Source organism: Paenibacillus luteus (assembly GCF_006542765.1).
Classification (GTDB): Bacteria; Bacillota; Bacilli; order Paenibacillales; family Paenibacillaceae; genus Pristimantibacillus; species Pristimantibacillus luteus.
This window is the reverse complement of the sequence record NZ_SKCD01000023.1, coordinates 76,408-95,479: the sequence shown is the minus strand read 5'-3', so window position 1 is coordinate 95,479 and position 19,072 is coordinate 76,408. Positions and strand designations below refer to the sequence as shown.

Annotated in this window: 17 protein-coding genes; 6 read left to right on the top strand and 11 right to left on the bottom strand. The window is 51.2% G+C overall.

Features of this window, described 5'->3' with window-relative positions:
- Nucleotides 1–14: 14 nt before the first annotated feature.
- Together ssuD and E0496_RS19195 are read right to left on the bottom strand one after the other, a co-directional pair.
- Nucleotides 15–1,154: an FMNH2-dependent alkanesulfonate monooxygenase gene (gene ssuD / locus E0496_RS19200; RefSeq protein ID WP_141503471.1), complete on the bottom strand. Its 1,140-nt coding sequence runs from the start codon at nucleotides 1,152–1,154 to the stop codon at nucleotides 15–17.
- A 36-nt stretch (nucleotides 1,155–1,190) separates the two neighbouring features.
- The gene (locus tag E0496_RS19195; protein ID WP_141503470.1) at nucleotides 1,191–2,180 is read right to left on the bottom strand and encodes a sulfonate ABC transporter substrate-binding protein; all 990 of its coding nucleotides are present in this window, start codon (nucleotides 2,178–2,180) and stop codon (nucleotides 1,191–1,193) included.
- A gap of 279 nt (nucleotides 2,181–2,459) precedes the next feature.
- On the opposite strand from E0496_RS19195, the gene E0496_RS19190 reads away from it, so the two are divergent.
- Nucleotides 2,460–3,659 (top strand): helix-turn-helix domain-containing protein, encoded by a 1,200-nt coding sequence (locus tag E0496_RS19190; RefSeq protein ID WP_206669818.1) that lies wholly within the window; start codon nucleotides 2,460–2,462, stop codon nucleotides 3,657–3,659.
- 81 nt (nucleotides 3,660–3,740) lie between these two features.
- Here E0496_RS19190 and E0496_RS19185 read toward each other — a convergent pair whose 3' ends face one another.
- A complete protein-coding gene (locus E0496_RS19185) occupies nucleotides 3,741–4,781 on the bottom strand; it encodes an anthranilate phosphoribosyltransferase (protein WP_141503468.1) in 1,041 nt (346 codons plus the stop codon).
- A gap of 12 nt (nucleotides 4,782–4,793) precedes the next feature.
- Nucleotides 4,794–5,411 (bottom strand): ANTAR domain-containing response regulator, encoded by a 618-nt coding sequence (locus E0496_RS19180; RefSeq protein WP_141503467.1) that lies wholly within the window; start codon nucleotides 5,409–5,411, stop codon nucleotides 4,794–4,796.
- Nucleotides 5,412–5,731: 320 nt separating this feature from the next.
- On the opposite strand from E0496_RS19180, the gene nirB reads away from it, so the two are divergent.
- The 5 genes from nirB (at nucleotide 5,732) to E0496_RS19155 (ending at nucleotide 11,230) form a co-directional block, all read left to right on the top strand.
- Nucleotides 5,732–8,173, top strand: a complete 2,442-nt coding sequence (nirB, locus tag E0496_RS19175) for a nitrite reductase large subunit NirB (protein WP_141503466.1) — start codon at nucleotides 5,732–5,734, stop codon at nucleotides 8,171–8,173.
- 23 nt (nucleotides 8,174–8,196) lie between these two features.
- Complete coding sequence (gene nirD / locus E0496_RS19170) at nucleotides 8,197–8,511, top strand: nitrite reductase small subunit NirD (RefSeq protein ID WP_141503465.1); 315 nt, start codon at nucleotides 8,197–8,199, stop codon at nucleotides 8,509–8,511.
- Nucleotides 8,512–8,524: 13 nt separating this feature from the next.
- On the top strand, nucleotides 8,525–9,391 hold the full coding sequence (locus E0496_RS19165; protein WP_141503464.1) for a formate/nitrite transporter family protein: 867 nt from the start codon (nucleotides 8,525–8,527) through the stop codon (nucleotides 9,389–9,391).
- Nucleotides 9,388–10,164 carry a uroporphyrinogen-III C-methyltransferase gene (gene cobA, locus E0496_RS19160; protein WP_141503463.1) on the top strand — a complete coding sequence of 259 codons (777 nt, stop codon included), beginning with the start codon at nucleotides 9,388–9,390 and terminating at the stop codon, nucleotides 10,162–10,164. Before E0496_RS19165 ends, cobA begins: the two co-directional genes overlap by 4 nt.
- A gap of 112 nt (nucleotides 10,165–10,276) precedes the next feature.
- Nucleotides 10,277–11,230: a TRM11 family SAM-dependent methyltransferase gene (locus tag E0496_RS19155; protein ID WP_241674886.1), complete on the top strand. Its 954-nt coding sequence runs from the start codon at nucleotides 10,277–10,279 to the stop codon at nucleotides 11,228–11,230.
- A gap of 8 nt (nucleotides 11,231–11,238) precedes the next feature.
- Here E0496_RS19155 and E0496_RS19150 read toward each other — a convergent pair whose 3' ends face one another.
- The 7 genes from E0496_RS19150 to E0496_RS19120 form a co-directional block, all read right to left on the bottom strand.
- A complete protein-coding gene (locus tag E0496_RS19150) occupies nucleotides 11,239–12,033 on the bottom strand; it encodes an alpha/beta hydrolase (RefSeq protein ID WP_141503462.1) in 795 nt (264 codons plus the stop codon).
- Between the two features lie 188 nt (nucleotides 12,034–12,221).
- Nucleotides 12,222–12,683, bottom strand: a complete 462-nt coding sequence (locus E0496_RS19145) for a divergent PAP2 family protein (protein ID WP_141503461.1) — start codon at nucleotides 12,681–12,683, stop codon at nucleotides 12,222–12,224.
- Nucleotides 12,684–12,834: 151 nt separating this feature from the next.
- Nucleotides 12,835–13,677 (bottom strand): MBL fold metallo-hydrolase, encoded by an 843-nt coding sequence (locus tag E0496_RS19140; RefSeq protein ID WP_141503460.1) that lies wholly within the window; start codon nucleotides 13,675–13,677, stop codon nucleotides 12,835–12,837.
- Nucleotides 13,678–13,683: 6 nt separating this feature from the next.
- The gene (locus E0496_RS19135; protein WP_141503459.1) at nucleotides 13,684–14,451 is read right to left on the bottom strand and encodes an ABC transporter permease; all 768 of its coding nucleotides are present in this window, start codon (nucleotides 14,449–14,451) and stop codon (nucleotides 13,684–13,686) included.
- On the bottom strand, nucleotides 14,439–15,191 hold the full coding sequence (locus tag E0496_RS19130) for an ABC transporter ATP-binding protein (protein WP_241674884.1): 753 nt from the start codon (nucleotides 15,189–15,191) through the stop codon (nucleotides 14,439–14,441). The genes E0496_RS19135 and E0496_RS19130 overlap by 13 nt, the downstream gene beginning before the upstream one ends.
- A gap of 106 nt (nucleotides 15,192–15,297) precedes the next feature.
- A complete protein-coding gene (locus E0496_RS19125; RefSeq protein ID WP_141503458.1) occupies nucleotides 15,298–17,007 on the bottom strand; it encodes an ABC transporter ATP-binding protein in 1,710 nt (569 codons plus the stop codon).
- Nucleotides 16,994–18,859 (bottom strand): ABC transporter ATP-binding protein, encoded by a 1,866-nt coding sequence (locus E0496_RS19120; RefSeq protein ID WP_141503457.1) that lies wholly within the window; start codon nucleotides 18,857–18,859, stop codon nucleotides 16,994–16,996. The genes E0496_RS19125 and E0496_RS19120 overlap by 14 nt, the downstream gene beginning before the upstream one ends.
- Nucleotides 18,860–19,072 lie beyond the last annotated feature (213 nt).

The following is a 19,072-nucleotide window of genomic DNA, read 5'->3' as shown; positions in this document are numbered from 1 at the left end:
GATTGCTCCTTCCGTTACGTTGCACTGCCCGTTTTCGGGCGTTTATTATAAGCGACCAGCTCTCCGGAAGCTGTAATAGCACCATGCTCTTCACTTGCCTGCGCCTTCAGAGGCAAACGCGGAAACAGCAGCTCTGCTGAGCGGTAGGCTTCCTCTAAGTGTGGATAGCCCGATAGAATGAACGTTTCGATGCCAAGCTCAGCATATTCCTTCATTCGTTCGGCGACAGTATCCGCATCTCCTACAAGCGCCGTACCCGCCCCGCCGCGGACTAGACCGATACCTGCCCAAAGATTAGGCGAGATGACGAGCGAGGCTTTGTCTCCGTTATGCAGCTCCCCCATACGCTTCTGCCCTACAGAATCATAACGGGCAAGAATTCGCTGCGCCTCGGCAATCGTCTGCTCATCGACATGACTGATGAGTTGATCGGCTGCGGCCCATGCCTCTTCGTTTGTCTCTCTGACAATGACATGCAGCCGAATGCCGAATTTCACCTTTGTCCCTCTCGCTTCAGCAAGCTTTCGCACCTCAGCGATCTTCTTCGCTACTTCCGCAGGCGGCTCTCCCCAAGTCAAATAACAATCGACATGATCGGCAGCAATTTGCATCGCCGCAGGCGATGAGCCTCCAAAATAAATCGGCGGATACGGCTTCTGAAGAGCAGGAAACAGCACTTCACCCGCCTCCACCCGTACATATTTGCCTGCAAAGTCCACTTCCTCGCCCTGCATCATCCGCCGCCACACCGTCATAAACTCATCGGTTTGCTCGTAACGCTCGCCATGCGAGAGGAAGATACCATCCCCACCAAGCTCGTGCGGATCGCCGCCGGTAACGACATTGACCAGCAATCTTCCGCCGGAAAGCCTGTCGAAAGTCGATGCCATCCGGGCAGAAGTCGAAGGGGACATGAGACCCGGACGAATAGCAACCAAAAACTTTAATCTGCGCGTCATTCCAATAAGGGAAGAAGCCGCAACCCACGCGTCCTCACAAGCCTTGCCTGTCGGAAGAAGCACCCCATGGTACCCTAACCGATCAACCGCTTGAGCAATTTGCCGGATGTAATCATAGTCTACCGCACGGGCACCTTTCGAGGTGCCCAAATACCTGCCGTCCCCATGCAGGGGAATAAACCAAAACAGTTCCATATTCGCTCTCCTTAATCCTTTGCAGGGTATGAAGGTTTATTTGATTACCGCATCGCTGACTTTAAGTTCAGAAGGGATCAATTCCAGCTTGAAAAAGGTATCCGCTATGCTCTGCTGTGCTTGAAGCGTCTCATCGCTTACACGGATGACGCCCCAGCTGCGGTGAGCTAGCGCTTGCTCAAGCGGAGCTGTGTCAAGTCCGAGCGCGGGCGCAAGCAGCTTTGCCACTTCAGGCTGATTGTCCTTTGCCCATTTATCCGTTTCTTCCAGCTGTTCAAGAATGACATCTACAGCCTTAGTATTCGACTTCGCAAAATCGCGTGAAGCTAAATAGAATTCATAGTTTTTCACAAGTCCTTCGCCATCCGCCAGCACACGTGCTTTCGTAGCAAGCTGTGCAACAGAATAGAATGGCTCCCAGATCACCCAAGCATCTACATTTCCACTCTCGAACGCCGCTCTCGCGTCTGCAGGCGGCAGATACACAACTTCCACATCACTGTAAGCCAAGCCCTCGCGCTCCAAATATTTTACGAGCAGATAATGAACGTTCGAACCTTTGTTTAACGCAATTTTCTTGCCTTTGAGGTCAGCCGATGATTGAATCGGTGAGTTTTCAGGCACGAGAATGCTCTCGGCTTTAGGACTTTCAGGCGAATGCGCCAAGTATACGAGCGGCGCACCTGCAGCCTGAGCAAAAATCGGAGGCGCCTCGCCGGTATGGCCGAAGTCAATGCTTCCAACGTTTAAAGCTTCTAGCAGCTGCGGGCCACCGGGAAATTCCGTCCATTCTACCGCGTAGCCGGCTTCCTTCAGCTTTTCCTCCAGGCCTCCACGCTCTTTCATAATGTTTACGGATGCATACTTCTGATAGCCAATTCGAACCGTCTTCGCTTTCGCGTCATCTCCTCCCGCATCCTTGCCCGAGTTATTTGCGCTGCATGCCGAAACGACCAGCAATACCGCCAACATGAGGAGAACTGCCCAGCCCCTGCCCTTTTTTTGAACCCATTTGCCCTTATCCATCTTTGCTCACTGCCCCTTTTCTTCATCTCGGTTTACTAAAACTTATAATTCCAATTAACTTACTAAGGTTTGTATAACTCGAAATTATCATCTCCTTTTTGCACTGTCAACAAAATGAGGAAAGAAGAGCAGCTGTGAGGAGGAATGAGGAAAATCAGCCTTCATTTGCATTTATCAATTGAAGTTTAAGAAGCTATAGCTTATCATTATAAATAACTAATAATTCCTATGTATTAACTTTGAATTAATGGTGCAATAGAAATGGAGTGCTCCCATATGATGAATGAACGCTTAAATCTTCTAAGCCTGCAGGAAGCGATGGATATACTGGGCATCAGCCGTGCGACCATCGACCGCTGGCGCAAGGATAAGCAGCTTCCTCATATTAAAATAGGCAAGGAAGTTTGGATTGATCCCCAGCAACTGCAAGCTTGGGTGAAGCTCCATGGCATTTCGGGAATACAGCAGCGAAACGCCATGTCGGGCAGCTCCAATGAGAAGACCGTCACCATCGGCTACCAAAGCGGAGCTGCCCTGCTGTGGAGTCCTTTAATTATTAAGCAGCTGGGCTTATTCGAAGAGGAGCTGCAAAGGGTCTCGCCATCGACCCGCTATCAAATTGTTTGGGTCAATGCCCCAAACGGAATGGAGCTGGTCGAGGAGCTTATTGCCGGACGCGTCCATATTGCATCGGTTGGTGATTATCCGATTATCGCCAGCCGTGCGCTTAGCAATATCCTTCCGCGTTTCCAACCTCAGGTCATCGCCTTTGATGGAAAAACGAGCAGCGGAGGTGGCATCTCGTTAGTCGTTCCTGCCGGCAGCAAGGTTGATCATTTAGATGCCTTATCCTCGTTATCCATTTCTACGGTAGGCAACTCCAGCTCCTCTTATCGCCTGAAAGAGTGGATGAATACGTTCGGCCTGCACTCAGAGCCCATCGTACACCGCGGTATGGGCGATTGCCTAAGCGGTATTCTTGGGGGCCAAGTGGGCGCAAGCATGCTGTGGGAGCCTTATTTAAGCTGGGTTCAATCCATCGGCGCAGGCATACCGCTGCTATCGGAAGGGATCGGTGGCGATTACTTGACCGGTTTAGTTACTGACGGCAATTGGTCCAGAGACAATGAACCGATCGTCATCGCTTACTTGAAAGCGCATCTGAGAGCTCATGAATTCATCCGCAGCGAGCAGGAGCGGGCAGCGGAGCTTATCCATCAGGCAAGTGGCTTCCCGCTCCCGCTCGTAAGCCGGGTGTTAGCGCAAATTCGCTGGGACGCCTCCATTTACAGCCGTGATCTGCAAACCTTGAATCGGTCGAGCGAAGGAAAAACCGATTGGCTTTCCGGGCATAAGAGGGATACCGGTGGCCTAGAATTCCGCAAGCAATACTTGCAGGAAGCCGTCGAGGCGCTGAAGTTACCCCTATTGCCGGATTCTCCGTTGCCCGGGGAATGGTCGAGCGATAATCTTTATTAGCGATCCGTCCATATACTGTGAAACGCTGAAGAGGCTGCCGGGTCATTGCACGGCAGCCTCTTCTTTAACCTGTTAAGTTGTTCAGCAATGTAAAGCATTCTCTCCCTGCATGGCATGCTGCCATTTGTGATAAAGTTCCAAAGGCGCACCTTGATCAAGCAAATCCTTGCAGATATACAACCCTTCTTCGACCGATTCAACCTTCTCCGCCAAATGGAGCCGAACTGCGGCATTAAGAAGCACTTGATTGGTGAAAGCCATGTGACCGCTACCTTGCAGCACGGCCTCCGCCTCATGAAGCTGTCCGGCCGCCGTCCATTCAATTTCAGGAGCGGAAGTTAAAAGCCCGTATGCGTCCGGATCAATGATATGAAGCTGTGATTGCCCGTTTTCCACAAAGTAAGTGCGGGTTGGCCGCTCGATAAACAAATCCTCGGAGCCCTCCATTCCTTGCACGATGAGCGCTTTATGATAATGCAGATGATTCGCTAGCTTCGCTATCCGCTCAAATACGGTATTATGATAGACTCCGAATATCAAATAAGGAGAATGAGAATAGTCAATCAGCTTCTCGGCTGTATTAAGCACTGTGCGCATGCCGAGCTCTATTCGAATCGAACGGAGCGCCTTCAGCGGCGGACACCATTCCTCAGCCGGAACATACAGAACGCCTGTATCAGCCGCCGCCTTAACGATCTGCTCACGGGATAGAAGCGCCGCATCGATGCCGGCTTCATGTAGCAAATCATGCAGCGTAATTCCCCATTTCGGCGGCAAAGATTCCGAGCCGTGCAGCGTTACTGGCAGACCTGCGGCAGCAAGGACAAAGGAGGTGGGAAAGGTCGCGTAGAACGACTTTTTCCTTCCGTCATAGGGACCTGCACAATCAAGCCCCTGCTGAATTGGCGCCCGATAAGCGCGGCTTCGGCATACCGCCGTGAAAGCTTCAAGCTCCTCTACGCTTTCCATCTTAATTCGCTCCGCAATAAAAAAAGCTCCGATTTGGGCAGGGGTCGCCTTGAGATCAAGGATCGCATTCGCCGCGAGCAGCGCTTCCTCATAGCTAAGATCCCGCGCTCCCCGTTTTCCTCGGCCTACTTCCTTTAGCAGATTCGTAATCATGGCATAGCCCCCTTATTTCTGATCCTGAAGAATTTGATAAACTTTCACGATCGACGTGGCGACGTCAACCATTCGCTTGCGTTCATTCATCGCCTGCTTTCGAAGCACATCATAGGCCTCTGCTTCGGAAATGTTTTTTATTTTACACAATATTCCCTTCGCCATATCAATCCACTTCCGCTCTTCGAGGCGTCCCTCCAACTGCTTCTTCTCATTCATCCATTGTAGCCGCTCAAAACATTGCTTTGATCCAAAATGAAGCGCCCAGTGCAGCTCCTGCTCACCCATAGAAGGCGTTAATATCCCATCTACAGGCACCTCATCTTCGCAAAAGGCTGCAGACATAGAAGCAGCCCCAGCGCTGCACCACCACAGCATGGGTACGGTTTTATGCTTTAGAAGCCTTACGCCCCACATCTTCACTTCATTGAGTGGCAAATGCAGAATTACTGCGTCTGCACTGCCCATTTGCACCTCGGCCTTCTGTTCGTCCCCAGCCCGCAAAACCTGATAGCCATACGATTCCAGCCTGTATTTTGGCGTTTGCTGTTTGGACAATTCCTCAAACTGAGAGTCATGGAGCGCTCCCCTGATTGCCGCACGTTGCTCGACTACTAACAAAGAACGCATGTAGAAGCGCCCCCTCCTATTCGACTTTTATCTAAACAGAGCACAAGTCGATACATTTGTGATTATATATAACATAAAATTCTTAGTTTTGTCACCCCACAAGTTTTTCATTGCAATCATGTTATGTATATTGACACAAGTTCTGATGTTGTTGTATATTTACGTTATCAACCACATATCATTTTCGAATACAACGATGTATTCGGCTATAAGCGGCAAAGAAGCCTGCTTTCGTGTTCAAGGGAAACGTACGTTTTCCCAGGATACGGAGCAGGCTTTTATTATTTTACAGAGACAGCGTTTGAGAGGAGAGAAACACAATGACATCATCCAAAAAGAAGTTAGTGCTTATCGGCAACGGCATGGCGGGGGTTCGCGCAATCGAGCATTTATTGAAGCTTTCTCCTGAAAGCTACGACATTACCATATTCGGCGCCGAGCCGCATCCCAATTACAACCGTATCATGCTTTCCTCCGTTTTGGCCGGCGGCGCCGATATGCAGGAAATCATCATTAACGATTGGAGCTGGTATAAAGAAAATAACATTACGCTGCACACGGGCCACAAAATAACGAACATCGATACGAAACGCAAAAAAGTAACTTCCCATCTGGGTGTTGAAGCAGCTTACGACGCTCTCATCATCGCCACCGGCTCCAACCCGTTCATGCTGCCTCTTCCCGGCGCAGACAAGGAAGGCGTAATTGCTTTCCGTGATATTCACGATTGCGAAGTGATGATGGATACGGCCAAGAAATACAAGAAGGCGGTCGTCATTGGCGGCGGTTTGCTTGGACTAGAAGCCGCACGCGGCCTCCTTCATCTCGGGATGGAAGTCAACGTCGTCCATATTCATAGCTACTTAATGGAACGGCAATTGGACGAGGCAGCCTCCAAAATGCTGCAGCGCGAGCTCGAAGCGCAAGGGATGCAATTCTTATTGAAAAAAAGCACCGCGGCCATTAAGGGTAAACGTCGGGCCAGCGGACTCGCCTTTACGGATGGAACTGAGGTTGATGGCGACCTTGTTGTGATGGCTGTCGGGATTCGGCCAAACATAGAGCTCGCCAGAGCGGCAGGCATTGACGTCAACCGCGGCATAGTCATCGATGACTATATGCGAACGAGCATGCCAGACATTTATGCTGTCGGCGAATGCGCCGAACACCGCGGCATCGCCTATGGCCTGGTTGCTCCACTTTATGAGCAAGGCGCAGTGCTTGCCAAACTTCTGGCGGGTGTGGAAACCGCTGGCTATGCTGGCTCTGTTACCTCAACCAAACTAAAAGTATCCGGCGTTGATGTATTCTCAGCTGGACGATTCGGCGAGTCGCCGGGCACTCGCTCATTGAAGCTGCAGGATGATCTGGCTGGCACCTACAAAAAAATTGTGATCCAGGATGGAAAGCTCGTTGGTGCAGTCCTGTTCGGCGACACTTCCGATGGTGCTGAATTATTCGCTTCTATTAAGAAAGGCGAATCTGTAGCAGGGCGAGAGAAGGAAATTTTGCTTGGCATCTCCTCGGAGCTGCTTGGACAATCGTCCGGAGGCAGCCGCCTTGAAGCGATGGCCGATGACGAAATCATCTGCGGCTGTAACGGCGTATCCAAAGGAGCTATTGCCGATGCCATTACGAATAAAGGCTGCAATACCGTTGGTTCTATCAAATCCTGCACGAAAGCTTCCGCTTCCTGCGGCGGCTGCAAGCCGCTTGTTGAAGGCTTATTGAACCTATATTCGGGCGACTCGCTTGGCGAACCGGTCAAGGAAGGCATTTGCGGCTGCACGACGCTTAACCGGGATGAAATCGTCGAAGGCATCACGAAGATGCGCCTCATGAGCACGAACGAAGTCATGAACGTGCTTGGCTGGCATCATCCCGAAGGCTGTACGAAATGTCGTCCGGCTCTCAACTACTATCTCGGCATGCTTTATCCGGAAGAATACGTCGACGAGAAAGAATCCCGTATCACCAATGAACGCTATCATGCTAATATTCAAAAGGATGGCACGTTCTCCGTCGTCCCCCGCATTTACGGCGGTGTAACCTCCCCTGCGGACCTTAAAAAAATTGCTGAGGTTGCTGAGAAATTCGAAGTTCCTATGGTTAAATTTACTGGCGGGCAGCGCCTTGACCTTCTTGGCGTGAAGAAAGAAGACCTTCCAAAAATTTGGGCAGAGCTCGACATGCCTTCGGGGCACGCTTACGGCAAAACGCTTCGCACCGTTAAAACATGCGTGGGCAATACCTTTTGCCGATTCGGCACACAGGATTCCATCGGTATGGGCATTCGCTTGGAGAAGGCCTTTGAGCGGTTGAACGCTCCTGCCAAGGTGAAACTTGCGGTATCCGGCTGTCCCCGCAACTGCGCGGAATCCACGATCAAGGATCTTGGCATCATCGCCATCGACGGCGGCTGGGAGCTGCATGTTGGCGGCAATGGCGGCATTAAAGTAAGAGCGACCGAACTGCTTACGATTGTAAAGACCGAAGATGAAGTGATGGAATGGTCCTCCGCCTTCCTGCAGCTGTACCGTGAGCATGCGCAGTGGAACGAGCGTACCGCCCAGTGGATTGAGCGTGTCGGCCTTGACTACGTCAAGAAAGCGCTTGAGAAGCAAGAGGATCGCCTCGCCCTGACGGAGCGAATCGAGAAAACGCTTAGCCTGACTACGGACCCATGGAAGCAAATCATCGAAACTGACGAGCTCCGCAAGAATTTCGAGCAGCTCTCCAGCGCTCAGCCTGCGCAAATTTAGATTACTAAGGGAGGTTTACACTAATGACGACGAAGCTGCTCGTAGCCAACCTATCGGATATCGATGTGAAGGGCTCACGTACCATTAAGATTCAAAATACCGAAATTGCTGTATTCCGTCTTACCGACGGCAGCGTGCTGGCGGTAGAAAATAAATGTCCGCATAAAGGCGGCGTATTATCGGAGGGAATGGTGTGCGGCACAGCCGTGCACTGCCCGCTTCACGATTGGAAGATCGACCTTCGCAGCGGACGCGCGCAAGAGCCGGATGAAGGCTGTGTGACGACCTTCGAAACCGAAATCGATCGTGAGAGCGGCTCTATCTATGTAACCATTTAAGGAGGGCACCAAATTGGCGTATATAAAACCTGCTGAAGTACTAGACGCCATGATCGACGCCGGAACTGCAAAAGCAAGCTTAGGCGCCTTTCAGATGATTATTCGCGGATTTCTAGGAGGCGCAATTCTTGCCTTTGCCACAACGCTCGCATTCACGGCTGTCAACCAGACCTCCATCGGCCTGGTTGGAGCCCTGGTTTTCCCAGTAGGCTTCGCCATGATTGTCCTTCTTGGCTTTGAACTGGTGACCGGCAGCTTCGCACTCCTTCCGCTAGCCGTGCTTGAACGCAAAACAACCCATACCCGGATGCTGTCGAGCTTCGGATGGGCGATACTCGGCCATTTGATCGGCTGCGGATTGTATGCCGTGCTTTATGGCTTGACTGTGACGAAGATGGGGACAGACATGAGTAATCCTTTGGTTCAAACGCTCATTCAGACCAGTGAAACCAAAACCATCGGTTATGCGAAAATGGGCTTTAACGGTTTGCTGCTTGTCACCATCAAAGCTGTGCTATGCAACTGGATGGTAACGTTTGGCGTCGTAATGGCTTTCACGTCCAAATCAACCGCCGGCAAAATTTTAGCGATGTGGCTGCCGATTCTAACGTTCTTTGCCCAAGGCTTCGAGCATGCCGTCGTCAATATGTTCGTCATTCCCGCAGGCATGCTGCTTGGCGCAGACGTTACACTAGCCGATTGGTGGCTCTGGAACCAAATTCCCGTATTGATTGGAAACTTTATCGGCGGCGCTTTGTTTACCGGCCTCTTCTTCTATTATTCTCAGCGCAAGCCCTCTTCAACATCAGCTGCGGCATTGCAAGTTGTAAAGCCGGTAGCCACTAAAACGGCGGAAAAAGCCAAAGGGAGCAGCTTATGAGACATTTAACGTCAGGCAAAGTCTATATTGTCGGTGCAGGTCCTGGTGATCCGGAGCTTATTACGGTGAAAGCGATGCGACGTATCCAAGAGGCTGAAGTTATTTTGTATGACCGGTTAATCAGCAAGGAATTGCTCAGCTACGCCAGCCCCGAAGCCGAGCGGGTTTACTGCGGCAAAGCGCCAGGCTCACATGCGATGTCCCAACAGTTAATTAATGAAGCGCTCGTCCACTATGCGCGGGAAGGCAAAACGGTCGTCCGTCTCAAAGGCGGCGACCCGCTCGTCTTTGGAAGAGGCGCGGAAGAAGCCTTGGCACTCGCCGCATGGGGGATTCCTTATGAGATCGTGCCCGGCATTACGTCCGCCATTGGAGCCGCAGCCGCGGCTGGCATTCCCGTCACTCACCGTGAATATGCCGCTTCCTTCGCTTGCGTTACCGGCAGCCGCTGCCATGGTGATAAATCGCCGATCCGCTGGGATTTACTGGCGCATAGCGTAGATACGCTTGCCATCTATATGGGTGTCAGCGAACTCCCCGCTATTCGTGAAGAGCTTCTCAAGCATGGCAAAGCCGCTTCCACTCCCGTTGCGCTTATCGAACGCGGTACGACCCCTCAGCAGCGTACGCTGATTGGCACACTATCCGATATTCATACGATTGCTGTCTCGATGAAGCTAAGCAATCCGGCGCTGATCATCATCGGTGAGGTCGTAAGGGTAAGGGAACGCCTTCTGCATGCCGAGCAGCAGGCCCTGCAACAAATCGGCTAACCTCCTTATCTGTCCGCCTTTTGCTGCTTCTATTACCCTGTCGCATGACGGCGCTCATTCATTTGGCGTATAATAGAAGACTCAGCACGTTAATGAAAAGGATGCGACAACACTGACGACAAAAAAGCATGAGCCATTATATATATACACCTACGGATACCGCTTGGAGGAAACCGAGCTTTGCCAGCTGGAGATGCGTACTTTTTTTGGAACCCATTCGGAAAGCGGTCTTCTGGGGAGCGATATTGCCATTCATCCCGACCGCAGCCCGTTTATGAGAGAGCGCCTTGAAGTGCTCTATGAAGGTGAATGCCTTGAGGAGATATGGGAGCAAGTCAAGCAGATTGAACTGAAGGATGAAACCTTTAAAGTCATTTTTATCAAAATGAATGATTTAACGCCGGACAATAAAATCGAGTTTGATGAGCAGCGAAGCATTGAGCGAGATATTGGCATTTATATAGAAGGTGAAGCGGATGTTCGTCAGCCCGACCATGTTTTCGGCATTTTGACCTGGGGAGGACGCTGGTACTTCGGGAGTTATCTCAAAAGCAAAGCCGTCTGGCTGACGCATATGCAGAAGCCCCGCAGCTATTCCATCGCTTTAAGCACTCGCGTAGCACGTGCAGTTGCCAATATCGCCGTGCCCGACCCAGCTACGGTTAAAGCGATTGATCCTTGCTGCGGCATCGGAACTGTGCTCGTTGAAGCCCTATCCATGGGTATCGATATCGTAGGACGGGATATTAACCATTTCGTCGTACAAGGCACCCGTGAGAACCTGGTTCATTTCGATTTGCATACGGAAGTGGTCTGCGGTGACATTTCGGAAGTAACGAGTCATTATGATGTTGCGGTTGTGGACATGCCGTATAACCACTTTTCCCACACTACGCCAGAGGCCCAGCTTTCCTTGCTCCAGCATACCCGCCGAATCGCGGACAAAGCCGTTATCGTAACGGTTGGCGCGATCGACGAGCTGATTGCAAGTGCAGGCTTTACGATTCAGGATCGCTGCACGACCCGGAAAGGCAATTTTATCCGGCAAATCATCGTTTGTACGTAGCAGGTTGTTTATTTAAAATCTTGAAAAGCAAGCCAGGACGCGCACGCATCCGTCCAGCTTCGCGTGTGCTCCTCGTCGTCCGCTAAGCCTAAGCCATGACGCCCTTTAGCGTAGACATGCAAATCAAATAGGACCTTGTGCTTGCTGAGTGCTGCAGCGAACAAGAGACTATTTTCTACGGGAACAGCTGCGTCATCTGACGTGTGCCATATAAAGGTAGGCGGCGTATCCTCCGTTACATTGAGCTCACTGCTGAGCTGCTCTGCTTGGGCAAGCTCCGCCCCTTTGCCCAGCAAATTGTCACGCGATCCCTCATGCGCAAACGGTCCTTGAAGCGTGATGACAGGATAGCATAAGACAAGCAAGTCTGGCCGGCATGACACTTGCTCAATGACGTCTTCCGCTTCTTTATTTCCTTTGTCGTAGCTTGTTCCGGCATTGGACACTAAATGGCCGCCGGCAGAGAAGCCCAACACACCGATTTGATCCGAATTAATGCGGAATTGCTCTGCTTTGAATCTTACGGTGCGGATTGCGCGCTGAACATCCAATAAAGCGCATGGATACTGATAAGGAGCAACTCGGTATCGAAGCACAAAAGCAGAAATACCAAGTCCATTTAGCCACTGCGCAATCGGTTCTCCCTCATGATAAGCTCTGGTACCATACCCTCCACCTGGACATACGATCACGGCAGGACGATTGTCGCCTTCCACAAGATATGGCGTAATGGCCGGACAATCCTCATCTGCATTTCCAAGCGCGTAAGGCGCTCCATGCATCCATAACAACTTCTCTGTCATCCGCATTTCCCCCTAGATTATCTGCATATAAAATGATTGCTTTTCCCATTATATAACGATGAAAGCGCTACATCCATTAAAAAGTATAAGCTCAAACTCGACGATCAGCAATCACGTACGGCAAGCTTAAACAGGCTTAAGCCGCGGTGAGCCTAAGCCTGTGCAAAAACCATATTATGGCTGCCGTTTTACCTATTCGCCGATACAGCACTAAGAAAGCCTATAACCGCGCCAAGCACAGAGCCCGCCGCCACCTCGCGAGGCTGATGGCCCAGACTTTCCTTCAATCTCTCGCGCCTTCGCTTATGGTATATACCGGGTTGACGACCTGCAAGCCGCTCCATATCTTCGTCTAAATCATTCACCTGCACCGCGATTTCTCCCGCATGCCTGCGAATATTCATCGCATCATACATCACAACGATGCCAAGCATCGCTGATATGGCAAAGGCCGGAGTCCTCACCCCATAGCGCGTTGCCGTATAAGCGGCCAACGCCGATACTCCGCTTGAATGCGAGCTTGGCATGCCGCCAGAGCCTACCATTTTTCTAACGTCGCATTTGCCGGTTTTTGCATAATGAATGGGCAGCTTAAGCAGTTGTGCCGCTCCTACCGCCGCAAGCGCCGTAACCAAACCTCGGTTAGCCAATGGTGATCACCCTCTCCCATTTGTTGATTACACCGTAGGTTGCCCTTTATCCAGCACGATCATGTGAGGGATCCGTCAAAAGATTCATTGGCATAGGCATCATGATTGCCAAGGTTATCGTATTTAAGCTGAAATAAATGTCTCTGTGCCGTTACTTCATATAGATGAATCGCTCGCCGGGAGCGAACATATGAAACTTTTGGGCCGGATAATGGCGATAGATGTAGTCAACGAAATAAGCCGGATTCTCATCGTTGTGCGGAAATAAGCCATAATGCATCGGAATGAGCAAATCAGCATGGCTTTGCACCGCAATTTCAATCGCCTCGCGGTAATTGCAATTGCCAACGATGCCTTGTTCGCCGCGAACGAAGTCCCTTCCGTTAATAGGCATCAACGCGATATCGACCTGCCTGCTTTGCAGCCAGGTCACCAGCTCAGGAAATCCGACCGTATCTCCCGAATGATAGAGACGTATGTCTCCAAAGCTCGCTGCAAACCCCAAAAACCGATGCTCCCCCGCTTCATCCTGCTCAAACTGCTCATGCTTGGCAGCGAAGGCTTCCAGCGTAATTCCTCCATCCAGCTCCAAGGTTTGCCCGTGGGAGATGCCGATGAGCTGTTCGTCCCGCAGTCCCCAGTCCTTGACTAGAGGCAAATGTGCTTTTGGCACGATAAATCTCGTTTTGGATGATTTCCCGATGGCTTGCAGCGTTAGCTTGTCCATGTGGTCCTCATGATGGTGCGAGCAAACAACATAATCGACATCCAGACATTGCGAAGGCGCAAGCGGCGATTCAAACGCCCGCATCCACGGGTCTCCGCTGAGCTCATGCACCCAGTTTGTTAAGTAAGGATCGAAGAGCACCTTCGTCTGCTTCCATTTCACAAGAAAACCCTCTTGCCCCAGTGCCCAAAGCGCAAGCGCCTGCTCTGGCAGTTCGGTAGCTGCAATTTGCTCCTCTAATGCGGTGCCGCTGTTATATACCTCCACTAACGATCATCCCTTCCGCTCTGGCTCTATGCTTAATAAACGCAAATCTTTGGTAAACCACTCCCGATAGCTTAACAAGCTCAAAATAATGCTTGTAACGGCTGCCGAGCTAGCGAATGCAAATACGATCAGAATCTGGTAACGCACCGCTTCGATCGGATCGGCTCCTGCAATAATCATGCCTGTCATCATGCCAGGAAGCTGAACCAGTCCAACCGTTTTCATGCCATCAATGGTTGGAATCATGCTGGATTTGACCGAGCGCTTCATCACATCCTGAATCGCCTGCCTGGCCGTTGCCCCAAGCGAGAGCAGCGTCTCGATCTCTCCTTTGGAGGAACCGACCTCTCTTCTCATTTGATTCAGCAGCAAGCCTGACACCACCATTGCATTCCCAATCGTCATGCCGCTGATCGGAATGATATATTGCGGCGTAGCCTCAATGATGCGAAAACCTAGCAGCAGGCCCATCATAAGCAGCTCCGTCGTAGCGATCGCAATAGCAATCTTCCAGACGATGCCCCGCAGTCCCTTGCCTCTTTTGCCAGCATGGTATGCAGCTACCCCAATCATTAACAGAAGGATCAATGCAATAAACCATGGATTGCTGGTATTAAATATAAATTGAAGCACATAACCAACTAACAGCAGCTGAATCGCAGAGCGGATCGTTCCGATTGCAATATCCCGCTCCAGCCCGAGCTTCTGCCACACCGATACGAGCATCGTAATCATCACAAACAGCAGCGTAAAGCTGAGACCTAGGATAGACATGGCTGCTCCTTAGAGGCGGGACCCTGCATGTAATTCCGCGCCGTCTCCGTTGCAGGGCTATCAAAAAAAGTAGTCGTAGCACTGTTCTCCAGAAGCGTCCCTTCTCCCATGAACCATACCTGACCGCTTATTTGCCTCGCCTGCTCCAGATCATGCGTAACCCAAATCATGGTCGTGCCCTCCGCAGTATGCCACTCCTGCAGCACCTGTTCCACAAGCTCCTTACTGCCGCGGTCCAGCGAAGCCGTCACTTCATCCAGCAGCAAAACCTCGGGGCGCAGCAGAAGCGAGCGCAGCAGCGATATCCGCTGCTTCTCCCCACCTGAGAGCAGCTCCGCGTTTTTGCCAAGCTCCAGATGCTCCAGCCCTAGACGAGGCAGCAATTGCTTGACCAGCTTATCCTCATAAGGAATGCGGTGGAGGAAGCTAACGGCACGAAGATTTTGCTCCACGCTTCCTTGAAGCATGACCGGCTGCTGGGCAACATAACAAACCTTCATTCTCCAAGCCTTCGGATCCATCTCGCTTTGCGGAACATCATGTAAGCGAACGCTGCCTTCATCGATGCGATCCAAAGCGGCCAGCATGCGCAGCAGCGTGCTTTTCCCTTGGCCTGACACACCTAGAAGGGCAATCATCGATGGTTCGGTTATTTGTGCCGATACATCCATAAATAGAGGACGCGTATCCGCACCCGTTCGGTTTTTCTTTACTTGTTGTAATTCCAAAACTGGCTTCACGGTTGTCCTCCTTGCTTCTTCCTTTCCATTATAGCGTTATAGGCGCTATTCGAGAATCGCGAAAACCAATGGGATGCCGACTTGACCAGCAACAAATAGAAAGCCCTTAATGCTGGGCCATTAACAGCTGCTGATATACCTTGCCGCTCGCAAGCAGCTCCGCATGCGTGCCCGTTTCAGCTAATGCACCTTGATCCATGACAAATATGACATCAGCATTCTCTATCGTAGACAGGCGGTGGGCAATCATAATCGTCATCTGCCCTTTTCTTCTCTCCTCAAGCGCGCCGAGCAGCTGCCGTTCCGTCTCCAAATCAAGGGCGGAGGTGGCTTCATCAAGCACCAAAATTTCCGGGTTGCTGACAATGGCCCGCGCAATGGCAATACGCTGGCGCTGTCCGCCAGACAGCTTAATGCCCCGCTCACCGATGTCAGTATTATAACCGTCAGGCAGGCTCAAAATAAAATCATGGATCTGCGCGATGCGGCAAGCCTCCTCAATGTCCGCTTCCGATACACCGTCCCTGCCCAGCATCAGATTTTCCCGAATCGTATCGGAGAACATATACGGGTCCTGAAATACAATCGCTACCTTCTCTGCCCATTGCCTGCGGTCATATTCCTGTGCATGTACACCATTGAGCTTTAAAGTCCCCAGCGGCATATCATAGAAACGGACCAGCAGCTGGGCGATTGTCGACTTGCCGCCGCCGCTTGTGCCGACGAATGCTATTTTCCTTTTCACCGGAAGATCGGCCGTGAATCCACGAATCACCTCAGGAAGGTCTGGCGAGTAGCGAAAGCTCGCTCCTTCAAAGCTTAAATTGCTGATTTCCCCGTCTATACTTCTCCTGCCCTCATCCTGCTGCTCCAGCTCCAAGATGCGCTGCACTCTGTCTATATTCGCTAGTTGAGAAGACATTCCCATCATAAATTGAAACAAGTTATAGAAGGCATCCGACATTTGGGTAGCAAATTGGAACAGAATAACGAAAGTTCCGATGGACATTTGGTTTTGAATCAGCTGCATACCGCAGTAGCCGAGGACAAGGATACCGATGCCCCATTTCATGGGATCGCTGTACCGGATTTGCCGATTTACGAGCTTCCCTTCCTCCATAACCTGTTCAAAATATTCCGAGAACATTTTCTGGTATAGCTTCTCTTCCCATTTCAATCGGTGGTAAGCAACGACCTCCCGTGTCGATGCTACCCCTTCCTCAATCTGAATAAGCAGTGCCGTACGCTTCTCCGCCACCCGCTTAGCCTGCGCCTTCAGCTTTGGCGTAAAGTAGTAGCCGATCAATACGTAAATGGTGCAAAGCGCTACGATCATCAACAGCAGGACTGGGCTGGCCAAGCCGATAATGACCATCAGAATGCACAGGTTCAGCGCCTCCTGCATGCCGCGCGGAATTTGCCAGCCGATGACGCTCGCCGAAAGGAACAAATCCTGCGTGAAAGAGTAAACGTACTTCCCTGTCCTCTCGCTCTGGAAACGTTCGATTGGCACGCCTTCAAGGCGCTTCAGCATGCGGGAGAGCAAGGATCGGCTAACCGCAAATTCATTGCGTACCAAGCTTCGGCTTGTCATCGTAAACATAAGGGAATATACGGTGCCCGCCAAGGCGAAGACAGCAATCACAATCGGTAGCAGCTCGTAATTCCCTTGCGTGAACACGTCATCAATTAATATTTTTTGAACATAGACAAGTGTGTAGTTGGACACCGATTCCAACGCGAGGTAGAGCAGCACGGTTAAATACGTTCCTTTTAACATCACCGAGTTGGACCAAAAGATTTTAAGATATTTCATGAGCTACTCTCCCCTCCGCCGCTTCCGATTGCCCGATTTCCAGCTCATACAGCAGGCCTTTGCGGGCAAGCAGCTCATCATAACTGCCTGACTCCGCTACGCGGCCCTCGTGAATAACCACAATTTTGTCAAAATGCTTAACCGTCGACAGCCGATGCGCGATCGCAATCGTCGTCCGGTTCACAAGCACCTCGTCCAGCGCGCGCTGGACCTCGTACTCGCTGACGTTATCTAAGGAGGACGTCGCTTCATCGAGCAAAATAATAGCCGGCTGCTTCACGAACATACGCGCGATGGACACGCGCTGCTTCTGTCCGCCGGACAGCTTCATCCCGCGTTCGCCAACCAGCGTGTCGTAGCCCTCCGGCAGCTTCATAATAAAATCATGCGCATAAGCCGCTTTGGCGGCTGCGACCACTTCATCGTCACTGGCTTCCGGCTTGCCGAACCGGATATTTTCTTTAATCGAAGACCCGAACAAGTAGGTTTCCTGAAAGACGTAGCCAATCGATTCCCGGAGCCGCTCCAACGCCAGTTCGTGAATGGGAACCCCGTCAAGCCGAATGACGCCGGACGTCGGATCATAAAACCGGCCAATCATTTTGAACATTGTCGTCTTGCCGTTACCGCTCGCTCCTACGAAGGCAACCTTCTCCCCCGGTTTAATCGTCAGCGAGAAACCGTTGATTACAGGGGGCTGCTCCGGATATTGAAAGCGGACGTCTTCAAATACCAGCCCGCCTCGCACCTCGCCCAGTACGATTGGATCTTCCGGGTCTTCAATTTCGATAGGCTTATGCATGAAACGAAACAGTGGAATGGTCTGGTGGATAATCAGCTTCTGCTCTGTGAGCTGCGTAACGAGCAGGGTAAGCCTGAACATCGTAGTCATGTACAGGAGGGTGAATGCGATGAAGCCGCCCAGCGTAATCCAATTGTTTTGCAAAGAGTAGTAACCGGCAATGAATAAAGCGATGGCGCCCAAATAAAAGGTGAAGCGCCTGAAGCTTCCCCGTCCGAAGCTGTAGGTTGCGGCAAGCAAATAAGAATGAGACCAGTTTTTGTGCTTGCCCAGGGTGCGCTCATGGTACCATGGCTGTGAGCCGAATGCGCGGAATTCGCGCAAGCCGGATATGCTCTCGTAGATGGATTGATTGTACTCAATCCGGGATTGGCCCGATTGCCTTCCATAAAGAGCGGCTTTGCGCTCAAAATACGGACCGAACAAATAATACAGCCCGAACGTCGGCAGCATAATCAAGCATAACCATCCGCTTATGCTTAGGAGCAGCACGATGGCTACGGCAATGAACAGCAGGTTATCGATTACGCTCGGCAGCACGTTCCGGTATATTTTCTGAACGGATGCGACCTCCGAGTTGAACATGGACAGCGTCTCTCCAGCTGGATGCCGTTCATAATGAGCAAAGCCTAGCTTGCGCAAATGTTTGAAAATGGCGGTCTGCATATCTCGCGAAGCAAGCTCGCCTATCGTCCGCTGCAGCAGGTTCCGATAGTTTTTGGCGACGAGCATCAATAAATTGATAGCGGTAAGCACCGCCAAAATAATAAAGAAAAGCGAGGTATCCTTGCTCGGCACAACTTGATCAATCACGTATTGAATCATTTTTGGCGTCAGCGTTTCTCCGGCTACGGCCATGGTGCCGCAAGCGGCAAGCGCTGCAATTTGTTTCTTGTATGGCGTTAGAAACCGCAGTGCCCAGACATAGGAACGCTTGGACTCGTCAAGCTCATGCTTTTGCTTTTCTTTTTCCGTTTGTTTCTTCGGATGATCGTCTTCCTCGCGTGCGATACGACTATCAGCCTCCGCTTTCTGCTCTGTCTTTGGCATCGTTATTCCCCCTTGCTCTTTCTTGCTAGCCCCTATCGGCAGCCTAATATTTGGCAGTTAGCTACCAATCATAATTCCGCTCTGCCTCCATTGTCAACGGTCGAAATTATTATAGACGTTCTATACCGCAATCCCTCTTGGAAGCCCAAACGAACAGAAAGTCCGGCTCAAGGCTAAAGCGCCTTTTTTCGCCGGACTTTCTATTGTATTTGC

Bases quoted from the DNA above. Each gene is read 5' to 3' on its own strand.
- ssuD (WP_141503471.1), bottom strand. From the start codon at position 1,154: ATGGAACTGTTTTGGTTTATTCCCCTGCATGGGGACGGCAGGTATTTG.
- E0496_RS19195 (WP_141503470.1), bottom strand. From the start codon at position 2,180: ATGGATAAGGGCAAATGGGTTCAAAAAAAGGGCAGGGGCTGGGCAGTT.
- E0496_RS19190 (WP_206669818.1), top strand. From the start codon at position 2,460: ATGAATGAACGCTTAAATCTTCTAAGCCTGCAGGAAGCGATGGATATA.
- E0496_RS19185 (WP_141503468.1), bottom strand. From the start codon at position 4,781: ATGATTACGAATCTGCTAAAGGAAGTAGGCCGAGGAAAACGGGGAGCG.
- E0496_RS19180 (WP_141503467.1), bottom strand. From the start codon at position 5,411: ATGCGTTCTTTGTTAGTAGTCGAGCAACGTGCGGCAATCAGGGGAGCG.
- nirB (WP_141503466.1), top strand. From the start codon at position 5,732: ATGACATCATCCAAAAAGAAGTTAGTGCTTATCGGCAACGGCATGGCG.
- nirD (WP_141503465.1), top strand. From the start codon at position 8,197: ATGACGACGAAGCTGCTCGTAGCCAACCTATCGGATATCGATGTGAAG.
- cobA (WP_141503463.1), top strand. From the start codon at position 9,388: ATGAGACATTTAACGTCAGGCAAAGTCTATATTGTCGGTGCAGGTCCT.
- E0496_RS19150 (WP_141503462.1), bottom strand. From the start codon at position 12,033: ATGACAGAGAAGTTGTTATGGATGCATGGAGCGCCTTACGCGCTTGGA.
- E0496_RS19135 (WP_141503459.1), bottom strand. From the start codon at position 14,451: ATGTCTATCCTAGGTCTCAGCTTTACGCTGCTGTTTGTGATGATTACG.
- E0496_RS19125 (WP_141503458.1), bottom strand. From the start codon at position 17,007: ATGAAATATCTTAAAATCTTTTGGTCCAACTCGGTGATGTTAAAAGGA.
- E0496_RS19120 (WP_141503457.1), bottom strand. From the start codon at position 18,859: ATGCCAAAGACAGAGCAGAAAGCGGAGGCTGATAGTCGTATCGCACGC.